10 protein-coding genes and 2 tRNA genes are annotated in these 14,373 nt (G+C 66.6%); 2 read left to right on the forward strand and 10 right to left on the reverse strand.

From position 1 onward, the window contains the following. Positions 1 to 29 precede the first annotated feature (29 nt). The 10 genes from pgaD to N5J73_RS07780 form a co-directional block, all read right to left on the reverse strand. Positions 30 to 500 (reverse strand): poly-beta-1,6-N-acetyl-D-glucosamine biosynthesis protein PgaD, encoded by a 471-nt coding sequence (pgaD, locus tag N5J73_RS07735; RefSeq protein ID WP_049445730.1) that lies wholly within the window; start codon positions 498 to 500, stop codon positions 30 to 32. After that, on the reverse strand, positions 497 to 1,753 hold the full coding sequence (gene pgaC, locus N5J73_RS07740) for a poly-beta-1,6-N-acetyl-D-glucosamine synthase (RefSeq protein WP_049445728.1): 1,257 nt from the start codon (positions 1,751 to 1,753) through the stop codon (positions 497 to 499). The genes pgaD and pgaC overlap by 4 nt, the downstream gene beginning before the upstream one ends. Before the next feature lies 1 nt (position 1,754). Beyond that, complete coding sequence (gene pgaB / locus N5J73_RS07745) at positions 1,755 to 3,641, reverse strand: poly-beta-1,6-N-acetyl-D-glucosamine N-deacetylase PgaB (RefSeq protein ID WP_049445727.1); 1,887 nt, start codon at positions 3,639 to 3,641, stop codon at positions 1,755 to 1,757. A gap of 1 nt (position 3,642) precedes the next feature. After that, entirely contained in the window at positions 3,643 to 5,670 is a 2,028-nt protein-coding gene (gene pgaA / locus N5J73_RS07750) for a poly-beta-1,6 N-acetyl-D-glucosamine export porin PgaA (RefSeq protein ID WP_049445725.1), read from the reverse strand. A gap of 341 nt (positions 5,671 to 6,011) precedes the next feature. Continuing rightward, on the reverse strand, positions 6,012 to 7,217 hold the full coding sequence (locus N5J73_RS07755; protein ID WP_049445724.1) for an MFS transporter: 1,206 nt from the start codon (positions 7,215 to 7,217) through the stop codon (positions 6,012 to 6,014). Positions 7,218 to 7,438: 221 nt separating this feature from the next. After that, positions 7,439 to 7,515, reverse strand: a tRNA-Pro gene (locus N5J73_RS07760). Positions 7,516 to 7,655: 140 nt separating this feature from the next. Continuing rightward, a tRNA-Pro gene (locus N5J73_RS07765) sits at positions 7,656 to 7,732 on the reverse strand. 55 nt (positions 7,733 to 7,787) lie between these two features. Then, on the reverse strand, positions 7,788 to 7,904 hold the full coding sequence (gene cydX, locus N5J73_RS07770; protein ID WP_005410354.1) for a cytochrome bd-I oxidase subunit CydX: 117 nt from the start codon (positions 7,902 to 7,904) through the stop codon (positions 7,788 to 7,790). 53 nt (positions 7,905 to 7,957) lie between these two features. Next, the gene (gene cydB / locus N5J73_RS07775; RefSeq protein WP_049443553.1) at positions 7,958 to 9,109 is read right to left on the reverse strand and encodes a cytochrome d ubiquinol oxidase subunit II; all 1,152 of its coding nucleotides are present in this window, start codon (positions 9,107 to 9,109) and stop codon (positions 7,958 to 7,960) included. A 15-nt stretch (positions 9,110 to 9,124) separates the two neighbouring features. Continuing rightward, complete coding sequence (locus N5J73_RS07780; protein ID WP_049443555.1) at positions 9,125 to 10,714, reverse strand: cytochrome ubiquinol oxidase subunit I; 1,590 nt, start codon at positions 10,712 to 10,714, stop codon at positions 9,125 to 9,127. A 228-nt stretch (positions 10,715 to 10,942) separates the two neighbouring features. On the opposite strand from N5J73_RS07780, the gene cydD reads away from it, so the two are divergent. Together cydD and cydC are read left to right on the forward strand one after the other, a co-directional pair. Beyond that, positions 10,943 to 12,688 carry a thiol reductant ABC exporter subunit CydD gene (gene cydD / locus N5J73_RS07785; RefSeq protein WP_049451466.1) on the forward strand — a complete coding sequence of 582 codons (1,746 nt, stop codon included), beginning with the start codon at positions 10,943 to 10,945 and terminating at the stop codon, positions 12,686 to 12,688. Next, a complete protein-coding gene (cydC, locus tag N5J73_RS07790) occupies positions 12,685 to 14,364 on the forward strand; it encodes a thiol reductant ABC exporter subunit CydC (protein ID WP_049447355.1) in 1,680 nt (559 codons plus the stop codon). The genes cydD and cydC overlap by 4 nt, the downstream gene beginning before the upstream one ends. The last annotated feature ends 9 nt before the right edge of the window (positions 14,365 to 14,373 follow it).

The following is a 14,373-nucleotide window of genomic DNA, read 5'->3' on the forward strand; positions in this document are numbered from 1 at the left end:
GGATGCTCTTCGCGGTAGACCCCGGTGGGTCACACCACCTCGCGACGGATGCCGATCGGTCGCGCGTGATCGTCCATGTGCAGCGTGGCGGCCTTGCAGGCCAGCAGGCGCTCGGCCAGCCCGGTGCTGGCCCCGAGGTCAGCGGCCACTTCATTGAGGCTGGCCAACGGTCGCGGCAGGCGCCGGTCGTGGCCACGGAAGCGCGCGCGGTTGTACTCGGCCCAGCCGATCAGCAGCACGCTGGCGCACAGCAGCATCAGTGGCAGCGCCACCAGCACATAGGGGTCGAACTGGCTTTGCCGTTCGTACAGCTGCCGCCAGGCCAGCTGTCCGCCGATCAGCCACGACACCAGGGTCACCAGTGGTGCCCACAGGTAGAAGTAGAAGCCCCAGAACGCCAGGGTGACGAATCCCCAGGCAGTGCGCTGGAAGCGCGGTTGATGGTGTGGCTTGCGGATCATCCGCGAGTCGAAGCGGTTGGACGGGTGTCGTGCGTTCATCGGATCCCCCGGTCGGGGCTGGTCCAGGTGGCGCGCTTGCTGCGACGGCGCAGCAGGGTCTTGGGAAGCGCCACCAGGGTGGTGGAAAGGCTGATCAGCCAGTACGCCATCGGGTACCAGATGACCCAGAAGTAATTGCGTCCAATCTGTGTTTCGTAACGCCGGTCGATGATCAGGCTGCTGGCGAACTGCAGCAGGCAGACCAGGGCCAGGATCACGCCATGCCACTGCGGAAGCAGGCTGGCGATGTGCAACTCTGGTGGCAGTTCGATGAACTTGCCCAGTGCCCACAGCAGCACGATGAACAACATCGTGTAGGCCCAGATCACGCTCAGCACGTACTCCAGCAGTACGCCCCACATGCGCCGCTCCTTCCAGTGCAGCAGCGAGCCGGCGTGGCGCAGCATCACTTCCACGCCGCCCTGCGCCCAGCGCAGCCGCTGCCGCCACAGGCCCTTCAGCGTTTCCGGCATCAGGATGAAGCACAGCGCATTGGGTTCGTAGCGGATGTCCCAGTGCGCGCGCTGCAGGCGCCAGCTGATGTCGATGTCCTCAGTGACCATGTCGTCCGACCACCAGCCGACCTGATGCAGGGCGGTGCGTCGGAAGCCGGCGATCACTCCGGAGATGGTGAAGATGCGCCCGTACACGCGCTGCGCGCGCTTGATCATGCCGATGATCGAGGAAAACTCCGCCACCTGAAGGCGTCCGAGCAGGGTGGAGCGGTTGCGGATGCGCGGGTTGCCGGTCACTGCACCAACCCGGTTGCCGCTGACCAGGTGCCAGACCATCCAGTGCAGCGCATGCTCTTCCAGCATTGCATCGCCATCAATGCACACCAGGTATTCCGAGCGCGCGGCCAGCGCACCCATGCGCAGCGCATTGGCCTTGCCCAGGTTGCGGTCCAGGTGCAGTACGCGCAGCCGCGGATGCTGCGCTGCCAGTGCGTCCAGTCGCGCGCCGGTGTCATCGCTGCTGCCATCATCGATGGCGATCACTTCGTAGTCGGCGGGATAGCGCTGGGCCAGCACCGCAGTGAGCGTATCGTCCAGGTTCTCCGCTTCGTTGTGGCAGGGCACCAGCACGGTTGCGAAGGGGGGATCGAGCATCAACGGCGGATCGTTGCGCGGGCGCGAGTGGCGCTCGCGCCGGAAGTAGTAGTACAGGCCGCCGGACATCCAGAAGAACGCCATCACCATCGGGTAGTAGAAGGCGAACTGGAACAGGACCTGCAGCAGCGGATGCATGTCCATGTCACTTCTCCGGGTACGGGAAGTTGCCGGCGGACATCGCCGCGCGGGCATCGCGGGTGGAGGGCTGGTCGGCGATGAAGTCGTCCGGGTACCAGGCGAAGTGGTGCACGCCCTGCGCCTGCAGCTGGCGGATCTGTGCACGCAGGCGCTCGGCGGGAATCGGCTTTCCATTGCGCCAATCGACGGTCTGCAGTTCGAACAGCGTGTGTTGCAGTTGGGGATCGTGCGCGCGCACTGCCGCCAGCAACTGGTCGAGCCAGCGTTCGGGGTGCTTGCTGCCTTCCATCCATGGCATCGCCATCAGTGCGGTCTGGTCGTAGGCCTTGTTGAACAGGTCCAGGCGCTGCGCGAACCAGGCCTCACTCTGCGGGCGGAGTACCGGCTCGGCATACAGGTTGCGTACCGTGGCCAGCTTCGGCCGCCAACGCTGCGCACTGTCGCGCAGGGCCAGGGTGAAGGCGATCAGTGCCTGGGTACGTGCGCTGCCATCTTCACCGGCCGCCAGAGTGGGCAGCTCGGTGTCGCGCAGGTAGCCGTCGTCATGGAACAGCAGACCTTCAAAGTAGGAATTGACCGCCAGATCCTCGTAGCTGTCGAGCATGATCTGCCTGGCCTTCGGGTTGGTGAAATCCAGGCGGTACATGCCGTCGGCATCACCGTTGCGGATCGCCAGCGCCTTTCGCTGCACCGGGTCGGGCAGCTCGAAGCCGAGCACCGGCAGCCACGCGTAGACCTTCACGCCCGCGCGGGATTTCAGCTGCCAGGCGACGCGGCTGAACAGGTCCGCGCGCATCGGCATGTGGCGGTTGGGGAAGTAGAGTGCATCGGCGGTGTTGTTGCCGTCCGGATCGGCGAACGCCTGCAGGTAGACGTGCGTCGGTGCGATGCGCTTGACCCGCTCGATCAGCGCATCCAGATTGCGTGCCTGCTGCGCCGGATCCGGGTCGTACACATCATCGAGGTCGATCTGCAGAGCGCGGATGCCGTCGAGCGCGACATCACGGCGCAGTTCGTAGGCCAGCCCTTCCACGGTCGGGTTGTCGCTCACCAGCAACCGCGCCAACCCGTGCAGGTCACTGGCCACCGGGGTGCTGCGCCCTTCCAGGTCGAATGAGACCGGCATGCCCAGCTGTTCGGCGATCTCGTTGCTCAACCGGTTGTAGGCCGCGTATGGCCAGACAATGGCGCGCGGGCGCACGCCCAGGTGCTGCTCGATGCGCTGCACGCTGCGCGAGAGATCGGCGCGAAGTCGCTGCTCGTATTGCGCCTCGCTCTCGTAGCTTCGCGTGGCTGGGGTGTAGATGCGGGTGACCACGGCGGGCGTCGAATTGCCCTGTGGATTGGCAAGCACGCCGTGGTGCAGGTCGTCGGTATGGCTGGCCACTTCGATCAGACCGCTGTCATGCATCTGCTTCAACTGCGCCCAGGTGACGAAGTCGTCGTGGCCGAATGGGCGGTAGCCGTAGTCGATGGTGCGGCCCGGTGCCATGTCCACATAGTCGGTGATCACCGCTACCAGGGCCGGGTAGTGGTAGGCCCGCAGCAGCGGAAAGGCTTTGTCGTAGACGCTGCGCAGGCCATCGTCGAAGGTCAGCAGCACCGGTTTCGGAGGCAGCGTCGCACGGCCCTGCGAGGCCTCGATCAGCTGTGACAGCGAAACCGGGTGGTATCCATGCGCGCCCAGCCAGTCCAGGTGCGCGGCGAAGTTCTGCGTGCTCACCGCATAGGTATCGGCATCGCCCTTGGCGGCCACCTGGTCGCGGATGTCGTGGTAGCTGAGGATCAGCAGGCCGTTGTCGATCGCATCAAGATGCACGGACTGCTGCGCGAACGCCGGTGGCACGCAGGCCAGCAGCAGGAGCACGATCAGTCGCAGGAAGCGGGTCATGTCAGTCTCCCCAGCGCAGTGCAGCTTCGAAGCCGATATGGCGCTCGCGATGGCCGTCGTACACCGGCCGCGACCAGCGCACGCCATACTCGAACACGCGACCGGGGCCCAGCTGCCACTCGTGCATGTAGGACACCGACGGCACCAACGCACTGCCGAAGCCGTCCTGCCAGTAGTCGCCCAGCGAGACGGTCAGCCGGTGCCGGAAGTGGCGCTCGTAATGGCGCCACAGCTGCTGGTCGATGCGCAGGCCGATCTCGACCATCCGGTCGCGCTTCGGGTTGAAGTAGGGCGCATCGTCGCGGCTGCCACGACTGGTGTAGGCACTGGCCAGGCCATCGACCAACCAGCGGGGGCGGGTCAGCAGGCGCTGTTCGAGGCGGGTGCCGAACAGTTCGCGATGGTTGCCATCTTCATAGCGGAAGCGGCTGGCGCCGAACATCCAGTGCGTGCGTTCGCTGCGCCGGTAGTCCACCTGTGCGCTTACGCTGTCGGCGGTGATGCCGGCCGAGCGTGCCTGCATCGATGCCTCCGGATCATTGCGTGCGGCCACCACGCCGGCATGCCAGTGGTCGTTGAACTGCCAGCCGACGCCGACGCGCAGGCCGGTATCGCCAATGTGGTCGTTGGCGCGCAATACCGCTGCTTCCGCATCCAGTTGGCCGAAGCGGTAGCGTACGCCTGCGCCGAGCCACAGCGGATCGATGCGCTGGTCCTGGAAATCGGTGGAGCGCCGGTCGGCGAGGGCGAACAACCGCCAGCGGTCGTCGAGGATCGGTGTCTCCACTTCCACGCCGTAGTGGCGATCGTTGTTTCCCAACGGCGAGGTGCCACCGCCACCGGAACTGCGTCCGATGTCGGTCCATGCCTTCAGCTGCCAACCGCGATGCGCGCGCCAGGCCTGGTCCATGCGTTCGACCGCCGGTTGCGTCGGGTAGCGCGCGATCAGGTCGTCGTGCAGCGGCCGCGCCAGGTCGTCGCGCTGCAGGGCGACGTAGGCCTCCTCCATTCCCAGCCGAGGTTCGATGTCACGCGGGTCCAGCGCTTGGGCCATCTGCTGGCGCTGCAGCGCCCGGCGTGGCCAGCCACGCATCATGTAGACGCTGCCCAGTGCACTCTGCAGGCCGCCGTTGCCCGGCGCGATGTCCACCATCGATTCCAGGTCGTGCTGCGCGGTACCCAGGTCGCCGCTGTAGGCGCGCACCATCGCCAGATTCAGGTCGGCCTCGTAACGTGACCAGTTCGCGTACGGTGATTTGCCGTTGCTCCAGCGCCACGCCGGCGCCTTGTCACGCCAGCCCTTCAGCAGGTCGATCGCCTTTTCCTGCTGCTCGCTCTCCAGGTAGGCATAGGCCAGTTCCGAATGCGAGGCATCGCGTGTCGGGTCGCCGGCCACTGCCGCCTGCAGCACCGGAATGGCCTCTTCCGGATGCAGGGTGCCCATCAGCGAATCGCCGACCGCAGGCAGCACATAGTCGGGCAGGGCATGGCCTTCGGCCTGAAGTGCGCGGGCTTCCTCGCGCACCTGCGCATGGCGGCCCAGGCGGTTGAGCAGGATCAGCCGATCCATGCGGATACGCAGTGGTGCCTGCGAGGATGGGGTGCCTTCGCCGCCAAGGTAGCGCTGCATGCGTGCCAGGGTCGATTCGGCCTCTTCGAGGCGGCTGTCCTCGCTGCTGCTGTAGGCCAGGCTCCAGACCACCAGCTTGGCCAGGTAGTCTCCTTCCAAGCGCTGCTTCTGCGCGGCGTCGAACAGCTGCGGGCGCTGCTGGTAAAGCTCCCACGCGCGCCAGGCGTTGCCGATGTCGCCCAGGGTCAGCACGCGCAGCTTGAACAGCAGGTCGTCATCCGGTTGTTGCTGGCTGGCGCGCTCGATCGCGCCCAGGGCATCCAGCCAGCGCGCCTGGTCGCGGTAGTGACCGATCTCGGCCAGGGCCGCCTCGCGGTCGGGCGGGGCAGCGCTGCTGGCCCAGGCCAGCGCGGTACAGGCAAGGCCGACGCAGAGCGCCAGCCGACGGTGGACAACCATTGGGGACCCCCTTGGCTTCCAAACCAGACAACCTGAAAAATGTGACGCACATCACATGCCAGCTTTTGGCGTGGCCGTGGCCCGCGTCACTCCCTTCGTGCATGCCCGTCCCATCAGGACGGATACAACCCGGACAGCGACCTGCAATGTCTTGTCTGAAACGAGAGTCCCCCGCACACCGAGTGGTGGCCTGGGCGGCGATGCCGCCCCCATGCCCGATGCCGTCACGCGGCAAGGATGAGCATTCACCGGCACTATCCGCCCGGAATTGTCAGTCCGGCGTCAAAATTCCCAGGGTGGCTGACGAGCGGTAGGCGGGGCGGTCTGGTGGCCCCGGCCGGTTACCAGAGATCTTCCAGTTTCCGCGGCTTGCAGGCCACCCACGAGGCGCACAGCATCAGGGTGGCGCAGCCGAACAGGAAGCTGAACGGGAGGGTCCAGCCGTCGCTGACCGTGTGCAGCCAGCCGACCAGGAACGGGCCCAGGCAGCTGAAGCTGTAGCCCACGCCCTGCATGAACCCGGACAGCGCCGCCGAGCCGGTGGGGGTGCGGGTGCGCAGGTTGATCAGGGTCAGCGCCAGCGGGAAGGTGGACGGACCGACGCCGAGCAGGCAGGCCCACAACAGCGGCGCCTTCATGGGGGCGAGCAGCAGGCCGGTGAAGGCGATCACGAACGAGAAGAAGCCGATCAGCACCAGCGGGAACGGGTTTTGCAGGCGCACCGCCATCGACGGAATGACCAGCGACGGCAGCAGGCCCAAGGCCGAGAACACGGCCACCATCACACCGCCGAACGCGGGTGTGCCACCGGCCTCGACCACGATGCGCGGCAGCCAGGTGAACATCGAATAGGTCATCAGCGAGGTCATGCCGAACATCAGCGTCATGCTCCAGCCCAGCGACGTGCGCCAGACCTTGCCGTGCGGCTGCGCAGTGGGATCGCTGGCATCCGCCTGCGGCTTCGGCGCACGCCTGGCCAGCAGCAGCCAGGGAAGCGCAGCGGCCAGCGCCAGCAGCGCCCACATGCCCAGCGACACGCGCCAGCCTGCAGCGTTGGCCACCGGCACCGCAAGCAGGGCCGGCAGCATCGTGCCCAGCTGCAGCACGCTGATGTACAGCGTGCTCATGGTGCCGACCTTGTTGGCGAAGTAACGCTTCACCAGCGGCGGCACCACCACGTTGCCGATGCCCATGCCGGCAAGTGCCACCACCGAACCGAGCAGCAGCGTGCCGACGTTGCCGGCGCTGGAGCGCAGCAGCAGGCCGGCCATCGCCATCACCATCGCCAGCAGGGTGGTGCGTTCCAGGCCAAGGCGCCGCGCCAGCGCCGGCGTGGCCACGCCGAACAGTGCGAACGAGGCGGTCGGCAGCATGCCCAGCACGCCCGTCATGGTGGTGCCGAAGCCGAACTGCTGGCCCAGTACGTCGAGTAGCGGGGTGATCGAGGTGACTGCGGTACGCAGGTTGATCGCCGCAAGCAGGATGGCGGCGAACGCCAGCACGCGTCCGTGCAGCAGCGACGGCGAATCGGAAGTGGAGGAACTCATCGGTGGTCCTTGCAGGTGTCGCATGCCGCAGCAACGGCATGCAGCGCCGGCATCGGTCTACGCCGAAGCGGCAGGTGGGGGAGTGGCTGCGTGCAGGCCGGCAGCGCGGCCCATTGTACGTGTGCGGTCCGGCAAGGTCCTGTCATGCGGGCGTGCCGGGCGCCGGATACAAAAAAACCCGGAGGACTGTCGTCTTCCAGGCTTCTTGGTGACCACCGAAGTGGTCGGGGAGACAGGATTCGAACCTGCGACCTCTACGTCCCGAACGTAGCGCTCTACCAGACTGAGCTACACCCCGAAGGGAGCCGCCTATTCTAGCGATTCACCCCGATGGCGGCAAGGGGTGAATGCTGTTTTCTTCACGCTGCCGAAGCAGTGCCACTTCAGGGAACAAAAAAGCCTGGACGACTTCACCAGGCTTCAATGCGACCACGTGAGTGGTCGGGGAGACAGGATTCGAACCTGCGACCTCTACGTCCCGAACGTAGCGCTCTACCAGACTGAGCTACACCCCGAAGGAGCCGCCTAAGATACCGTGTGAAGGCCCAGGCGGCAAGGTTTTTTTACAGCTCAGCGACGATTTTCTTTCTCGATGCGGTTCTGCTCGCGGGCTTCGAACCACATGCCGTTGAGGATGGCCACCGTCGAGGCGAGGCCGGCGCCGAGAATCCAGGCGAAATACCACATGGTCAATCTCCTTTGTTCAAGGGTGTGCCGACCGTGGGCCGGCACACCGGCAATCAGTAAGCGTTCGGGTTGTTGCCCATCTCATCGGTGGTGGTCTTGCCCTTCAGCACGCGGTACACCCAGGTGGTGTAACCGATGATGATCGGCAGGAACACCGCCGTGGCCAGCAGCATGATCCACAGGGTCAGGTGGCTGGACGAGGCATCCCACACGGTCAGGCTGGAGGTGGGCTGGCTCGAGGACGGCAGCAGGAACGGGAAGATGGCGAAGCCGACGGTCAGGATGATGCCGGCGATGGCCGCACCGGAGGCGATGAAGGCCAGGCCGCCGCGACGGGCACGCAGCAGCACCGCACTGGCCAGCAGGCCGGCCAGGCCGAGCAGCGGGGCCAGGATCGTGGCCGGCATCGTGCTGTAGTTGCGCATCCAGCCACCGGCGGCGCCCAGTTCGGCGGTCTTCAGCAGCGGATTGGTGGCGCCATCGGTGACCACCTGCGAGGTGATCTGGTAACCCGGCAGGCCGAAGGCCACCCAGGCGCCACCGACGGCGAACAGCACGAAGGCGATGATCGCGGCGATGCTGCCGAAGCGGGCCGCACGCTCGGCCACCGGGCCATCGGTCTTCAGCACCAGCATGGCGGCACCGTGGGCGACCAGCATCGACACGCTGAGCAGGCCGGCCAGAAGCGCGAAGGGCATCAGCAGGCCGAAGAACGAGCCGGTGTAGAAGATGCGCATGCTGTCATCGAAGTGGAACGGCACGCCCAACACCACGTTGCCCACTGCCACGCCCATGATCAGCGCCGGGATGAAGCCGCCGATGAACAGCGCCCAGTCCCAGGTGTTGCGCCAGCGCTCGCTGGGCATCTTGCTGCGGAACTTGAACCCGACCGGACGCAGGATCAGGGCGAACAGGATCACGAACATCGCCAGATAGAACCCGGAGAAGCTGACCGCATACAGCGGTGGCCAGGCGGCGAAGATCGCACCGCCACCGAGCACCAGCCACACCTGGTTGCCTTCCCAGACCGGGCCGATGGTGTTGATCACCAGCCGGCGCTCGGCATCGTTGCGGGCGACGAAGGGCAGCAGGGTGCCCACGCCCAGGTCGAAACCATCCATCACGGCGAAACCGATCAGCAGGATGCCGAGCAGCAACCACCAGATCACGCGCAGCGTGGTGTAGTCCAGAAGAATGAAATCCATCTTGGTTCTCCTGCCTCAGGCCTGGCCGGCGGCCGGCGCCGAGGCATTGTGGGAAGCATGCGGCTGGGGCGACTGCAGCGACGGCAGCACCTCGTCCGGACCCTTGCGGATCGCCTTGAGCATCAGCTTGATCTCGACCACGATCAGCGCGGTGTAGATCGCGGTGAAGCCGGCCAGGGTCAGCACGATTTCATGCAGGGCCAGGCCCGATGCTGCATAGAAGGTCGGCAGCACGCCGTCGACCGCCCACGGCTGGCGACCGTATTCGGCCACGAACCAGCCACATTCGATTGCGATCCACGGTGCCGGCAGCGTCCACAGGGCCAGGCGCAGGAACCAGCGCTTGTCCTGGAAGTTGTTGCGGCAGGAGTAGTAGAAGGCCAGCGCGAAGAAGGCGATCAGGTAGAAGCCCAAGCCGGCCATCACGCGGAAGGTCCAGAACAGCGGCATCACCCGCGGCACGGTGTCCATCGCCGCCTGCGAGATTTCCTGCGGGGTGGCGTTGAGGATGTCATCGCGGTATCGCTTGAGCAGCAGGCCATGGCCCAGGTCCTGCCAATGGCGGTCGAACATCTCGCGCGCTTCAACGTCGTTCTTGTTCGCGCGCAGGCGTTCCAGCGCACCGTAGGCCAGCTGGCCGCCGCGCACGCGGTGTTCGGCGCGCTCGACCAGTTCCAGGATGCCCGGAATCGGCTGGTTCAACGAACGGGTGGCGATCAGGCCCATCAGGTACGGGATCTTCACCGCGTAGTCGTTCTGGTGGGTTTCCTGGTTCGGGATGCCGAAGGCGGTGAAGTCGGCCGGTGCACGCTCGGTCTCCCACATCGCTTCGATCGCGGCCAGCTTCATCTTCTGGTGTTCGCTGGCGGCGTAACCGCTCTCGTCACCCAGCACCACCACCGACAGCGACGACAGCAGGCCGAAGGCTGCGGCCACGGCGAACGAACGACGGGCCAGGTCCTTGTGCTTGTTGCGCAGCAGGAACAGGGCGCTGATCGCCATCACGAACACCGCACCAGTCACGTAACCGGCGCTGACGGTGTGCACGAACTTGGCCTGCGCCACCGGGTTGAACACCACGGCCATGAAGTCGACGACTTCCATGCGCATGGTTTCCGGATTGAACACCGCGCCGGTCGGGTTCTGCATCCAGCCGTTGGCGATCAGGATCCAGATCGCCGACAGATTGGTGCCCAGCGCCATCAGCCAGGTCACCATCAGGTGCTTGACCTTGCTCAGGCGGTTCCAGCCGAAGAAGAACAGGCCGACGAAGGTGGCTTCCAGGAAGAACGCCATCAGGCCTTCGATCGCCAGCGGCGCACCGAAGATGTCACCCACGTAGTGGCTGTAGTAGGACCAGTTCATGCCGAACTGGAATTCCATGACGATGCCGGTGGCAACGCCCATGGCGAAGTTGATGCCGAACAGGACGCCCCAGAACAGGGTCATCCTGCGCCAGATCTCCTTGCCGGTCATCACATACACGCTCTCCATGATGGCCACCATGAACGACAGGCCAAGCGTGAGCGGGACGAATAGGAAGTGGTACATCGCGGTCAGAGCGAATTGCAGCCGCGACAGTTCTACGACTGTCTGATCAATCATGGCCTGGCTACCTCGTTGGATAGTGCCGTTGCAGGTGGCGGGAAGGGTGGTCTACGACGTGAATGATGTGACCGACTACTTCAAACAGCCTTGATCCAGATCAATGTATGAACAGGTGTCCCGGTTGATCGTATGCCAACCTGATGAAGACTGCGACCGCCGGCCGCAGGGGCGGGCTATTGCCTGCGCCTACAATGCCGTGTCTCCCCCGTTGCCCGTGAAGACCCCTTGAGCGCTGCCGAAACGACCCCTGACGGCCTTTCCCCGGAAGCTGAAACCGCCCGCCAGCGGCGTGTACGCACGGCCTGGCTGGCCGATCTGGCACGGTCCGCCCGGGGCCGCCAGCGGCTGGCGGCGGTGTGCATCAGCCTGTCCGGCGGGTTGCTGGTCGGGCAGGCTGCGGCCATTGCCTGGTTGGTGCAGACGGTGCTGGTGGAGCGCGCACCGCTGGCGTCGGGTCTGCCGGTGCTCGCTGGACTGGCCGTGATCCTGGTGCTGCGCACGCTGCTGGGCAGTACCAGCCAGGCGGCTGCCGGTGATGTGGCCGATGCCGCGCGATTGGCGTTGCGCGAGCGTGTGTTCGCGCGTCTGCTCGGCCATGGGCCGCTGTGGCTGCGCCAGCGCCGCACCGGCGAGCTGGGCGAGCTGATGCTGCATCACGGCGACGCGATTGAAAGCTACTACAGCGGCTTCCTGCCGGTGCGCACCGAAGTGGTGGTGGTGCCCCTGCTGATCCTGGCCGCGGTAGCCTGGGTGGACTGGGTGGTGGCGTTGATCCTGCTGTTCACCGCACCGCTGGTGCCGTTCTTCATGATGCTGGTGGGCTGGGGCGCCGAAGCCGCCGGCCGTGCGCAACTGGGCGAGCTGGCGCGGATGAGCGGCCACTTCGCCGACCGCATCAAGGGCCTGGGCCTGCTACGCCTGTATGGCCGTGGCGAGGCCGAACTGGAAGGTATCGAGGCGGCTGCAGAAGGCGTACGCGTGCGCACCCTGAAGGTGCTGCGCATCGCCTTCCTGTCGTCCACGGTGCTGGAGTTCTTCGCCTCGGTGAGCGTGGCGATGGTCGCGCTGTACCTGGGCTTGAGCTACCTGGGCATGATGTCGCTGCACTCGACGGTGCCGACCCTGGGCGCGGGCCTGTTCTGCCTGCTGCTGGCGCCGGAGTTCTATGCGCCGCTGCGGCGTTTGGCTGCGCACTACCATGACCGCGCCAACGCACTGGCAGCGGCGGCCGAGGTTGAGCGTCTGCTGCAGTCGTTGCCGGACGAGCAGGGCCTGATCGAGAACGAGGTTGCACCGCTGGCGGTGGAGCCGGCCGAGGCCGCGTTGCCGCCGTTGCGGGCGCAGGGGCTGGTACTGCGCCCATTGGGCGCCCCCCACGATGTGCTGCAGGATCTGGATGTACTGCTGGAACCGGGCCAGCGGCTGGCCCTGGTCGGTCCCAGCGGATCCGGCAAAAGCACGCTGCTGGAAGCACTGGCCGGTTGGTTGCCGCCGCGTGCCGGCAAGCTGCAGTTGCGGCCCGGCGTGCAGGTGGCCTATGCGAGCCAGCGACCGTACCTGTTCCATGGCAGCATCGCCGACAACCTGCGCCTGGCCGATCCCGGTGCCAGCGATGCGCGCCTGCGCGCGGTGGCCGAGGCCTCGCAGGTGCTGCAGTTCGCGCAGCGCCTGCCGCAGGGCCTGGATACGGTGATCGGCGAACGCGGCTTTGGCCTGTCCGGTGGCGAAGCGCGCCGTATCGGCCTGGCCCGCCTGTTGCTGCGCGACCCGCAGGTGCTGCTGCTGGACGAACCCACCGCGTTCCTCGATGCCGATACCGAAGCGGCGCTGCTGCGCAGCCTGGCAGCCTATGCACGTGGACGCAGCGTAGTGGTTGCCACCCACAGCCCGGCGGTGATCGCCTGGGCCGACCGTTGCCTGCTGTTGCCGGAAGGCCGGCTGGTGGAACCGGCACAGGCGGTGCGCGCATGAGTCGTTCGCCTGATTCGCTGCGCGCGGTGTTTCTGCGCCATCGTCCGCGCCTGCTGCTGACCGTGCTGCTGCTGTGGATCACGATGCTGGCCGGCACCGCCCTGCTGGGCCTGTCCGGTGGTTTCCTTACTGCGGCCGCGCTGGCAGGTGCTGCGGGCCTCGGCCAAGGCTTCAATTTCTTCTCGCCCTCGGCCGGCATCCGTGGCCTGACCATGGCGCGCATCTTGTCGCGCTACTTCGAAAAGCTGGTCGGCCACGACGCTACCTTGCGCATCGCCCGCGACCTGCGTGTGTGGTTCTTCCGCCGCGCGCTGCCGCTGGCGCCGGCACGGCTGGGTGCTACGCGCACCGGCGAGCTGCTGGCGCGCCTGCTGGGGGACATCGGCGAAGTGGATGGGCTGCTGGTGCGTGCGATCGGGCCGCTGGTGGCGCTGGGCGCGCTGTCACTGGTGGCGGTCGCCTCGGCAGCGCTGATCCTGCCCTCGGCAGCGGTACTGCTGGCGGTGCTGGCGCTGCTGATCGCCTTCGGTGTGCCGTGGCTGGGCGTGCGTGGTCGTGACGATGAGGAGGCCGACCGCGCCGCGCATCGCGCTGCCCTGCGTACCGTGGCCTTCGAAGGACTGGAAGGCGCGGGTGATCTGGCTGCGCTGCACGCCGATGCGGCGTGGCAGCTGAAGGTACGCGTGGCCGCCAAGCAGCTGGCTTCGCGGGATCGTCGTCGGCGCTGGCGCCTGATCGCGGCCTCGACCCTGCATGGCCTGGTGGCCGGGATGGGCCTGGTGGCGATGCTGGCATTGGCCCTGCATGCGGCCGAACAGCAGCGCATCGCGCCGGAAATGGCGGCGGGGCTGGTGTTCCTCACTGTGGCGCTGATCGAGCTGTGGGCGGGCATGGGCCTGGCCTGGCAGTCGCTGCAGTCCGGGCGCATCGCCGCCGGTCGCCTGCAGGCCATCGTCGAGCAACCGCCGACGGTGGACGATCCGCTGGCACCGCAGGCGGTGCCACAGTCCGCGCGCGTGCATTGGGATGACGTGCATTTCCAGTGGCCGGGTGCTGCGCGGCCGGTGTTGTGCGGCCTGCAGCTGACCCTGGCGCCGGGCGAGCGCATCGCGATTCGCGGTGACAGCGGCAGTGGCAAGACCACGCTGTCGAGCCTGCTGCTGCGGCTGTGGGATCCGCAGCAGGGACGGCTGACCTACGGTGGCCGCGATCTGCGTGATTTCGCCCAGGCCGACTGGCACCGGCAACTGGCGTGGCTGCCGCAGAACGCGCCGGTGTTTGCCGGCAGCGTGGCCGAGAACCTGCGATTGGGTGATTCCGACGCCAGTGACGCAGCGTTGTGGGCGGTGTTGCGTCGCGTGCGCCTGGGCGAATGGGCCGAGCGCAACGGTGGCCTGCAGACCTGGGTGGGCGAGAACGGCGCGACGATGTCGGCCGGCCAGGCACGACGTCTGGCGCTGGCGCGCGCACTGCTGCGTAATGCGCCGATCCTGCTGCTGGACGAACCGACCGAAGGCCTGGACGTGGACACCGCACGTGCGTTGCTGCAGGACCTTTCCGGGTTGCTGGACGGACGCAGCCTGCTGATCATCACCCACGACGACCTGCCCGAAGGCGTGGTCGATGCGCAGTACCGGTTGCGTGATGGGGTGTTGGTGCGCGAAGTGCTTCGGTAGATGCCGACC

It is taken from the genome of Stenotrophomonas sp. GD03654, from assembly GCF_029845105.1.
Classification (GTDB): domain Bacteria; phylum Pseudomonadota; class Gammaproteobacteria; order Xanthomonadales; family Xanthomonadaceae; genus Stenotrophomonas; species Stenotrophomonas africana.

What these genes read in the sequence shown, in the direction of transcription:
- pgaD (WP_049445730.1), bottom strand. Translation starts at nt 500, where the DNA reads ATGAACGCACGACACCCGTCCAACCGCTTCGACTCGCGGATGATCCGC.
- pgaC (WP_049445728.1), bottom strand. Translation starts at nt 1,753, where the DNA reads ATGGACATGCATCCGCTGCTGCAGGTCCTGTTCCAGTTCGCCTTCTAC.
- pgaB (WP_049445727.1), bottom strand. Translation starts at nt 3,641, where the DNA reads ATGACCCGCTTCCTGCGACTGATCGTGCTCCTGCTGCTGGCCTGCGTG.
- pgaA (WP_049445725.1), bottom strand. Translation starts at nt 5,670, where the DNA reads ATGGTTGTCCACCGTCGGCTGGCGCTCTGCGTCGGCCTTGCCTGTACC.
- N5J73_RS07755 (WP_049445724.1), bottom strand. Translation starts at nt 7,217, where the DNA reads ATGAGTTCCTCCACTTCCGATTCGCCGTCGCTGCTGCACGGACGCGTG.
- cydX (WP_005410354.1), bottom strand. Translation starts at nt 7,904, where the DNA reads ATGTGGTATTTCGCCTGGATTCTCGGCGCCGGCCTCGCCTCGACGGTG.
- cydB (WP_049443553.1), bottom strand. Translation starts at nt 9,109, where the DNA reads ATGGATTTCATTCTTCTGGACTACACCACGCTGCGCGTGATCTGGTGG.
- N5J73_RS07780 (WP_049443555.1), bottom strand. Translation starts at nt 10,714, where the DNA reads ATGATTGATCAGACAGTCGTAGAACTGTCGCGGCTGCAATTCGCTCTG.
- cydC (WP_049447355.1), top strand. Translation starts at nt 12,685, where the DNA reads ATGAGTCGTTCGCCTGATTCGCTGCGCGCGGTGTTTCTGCGCCATCGT.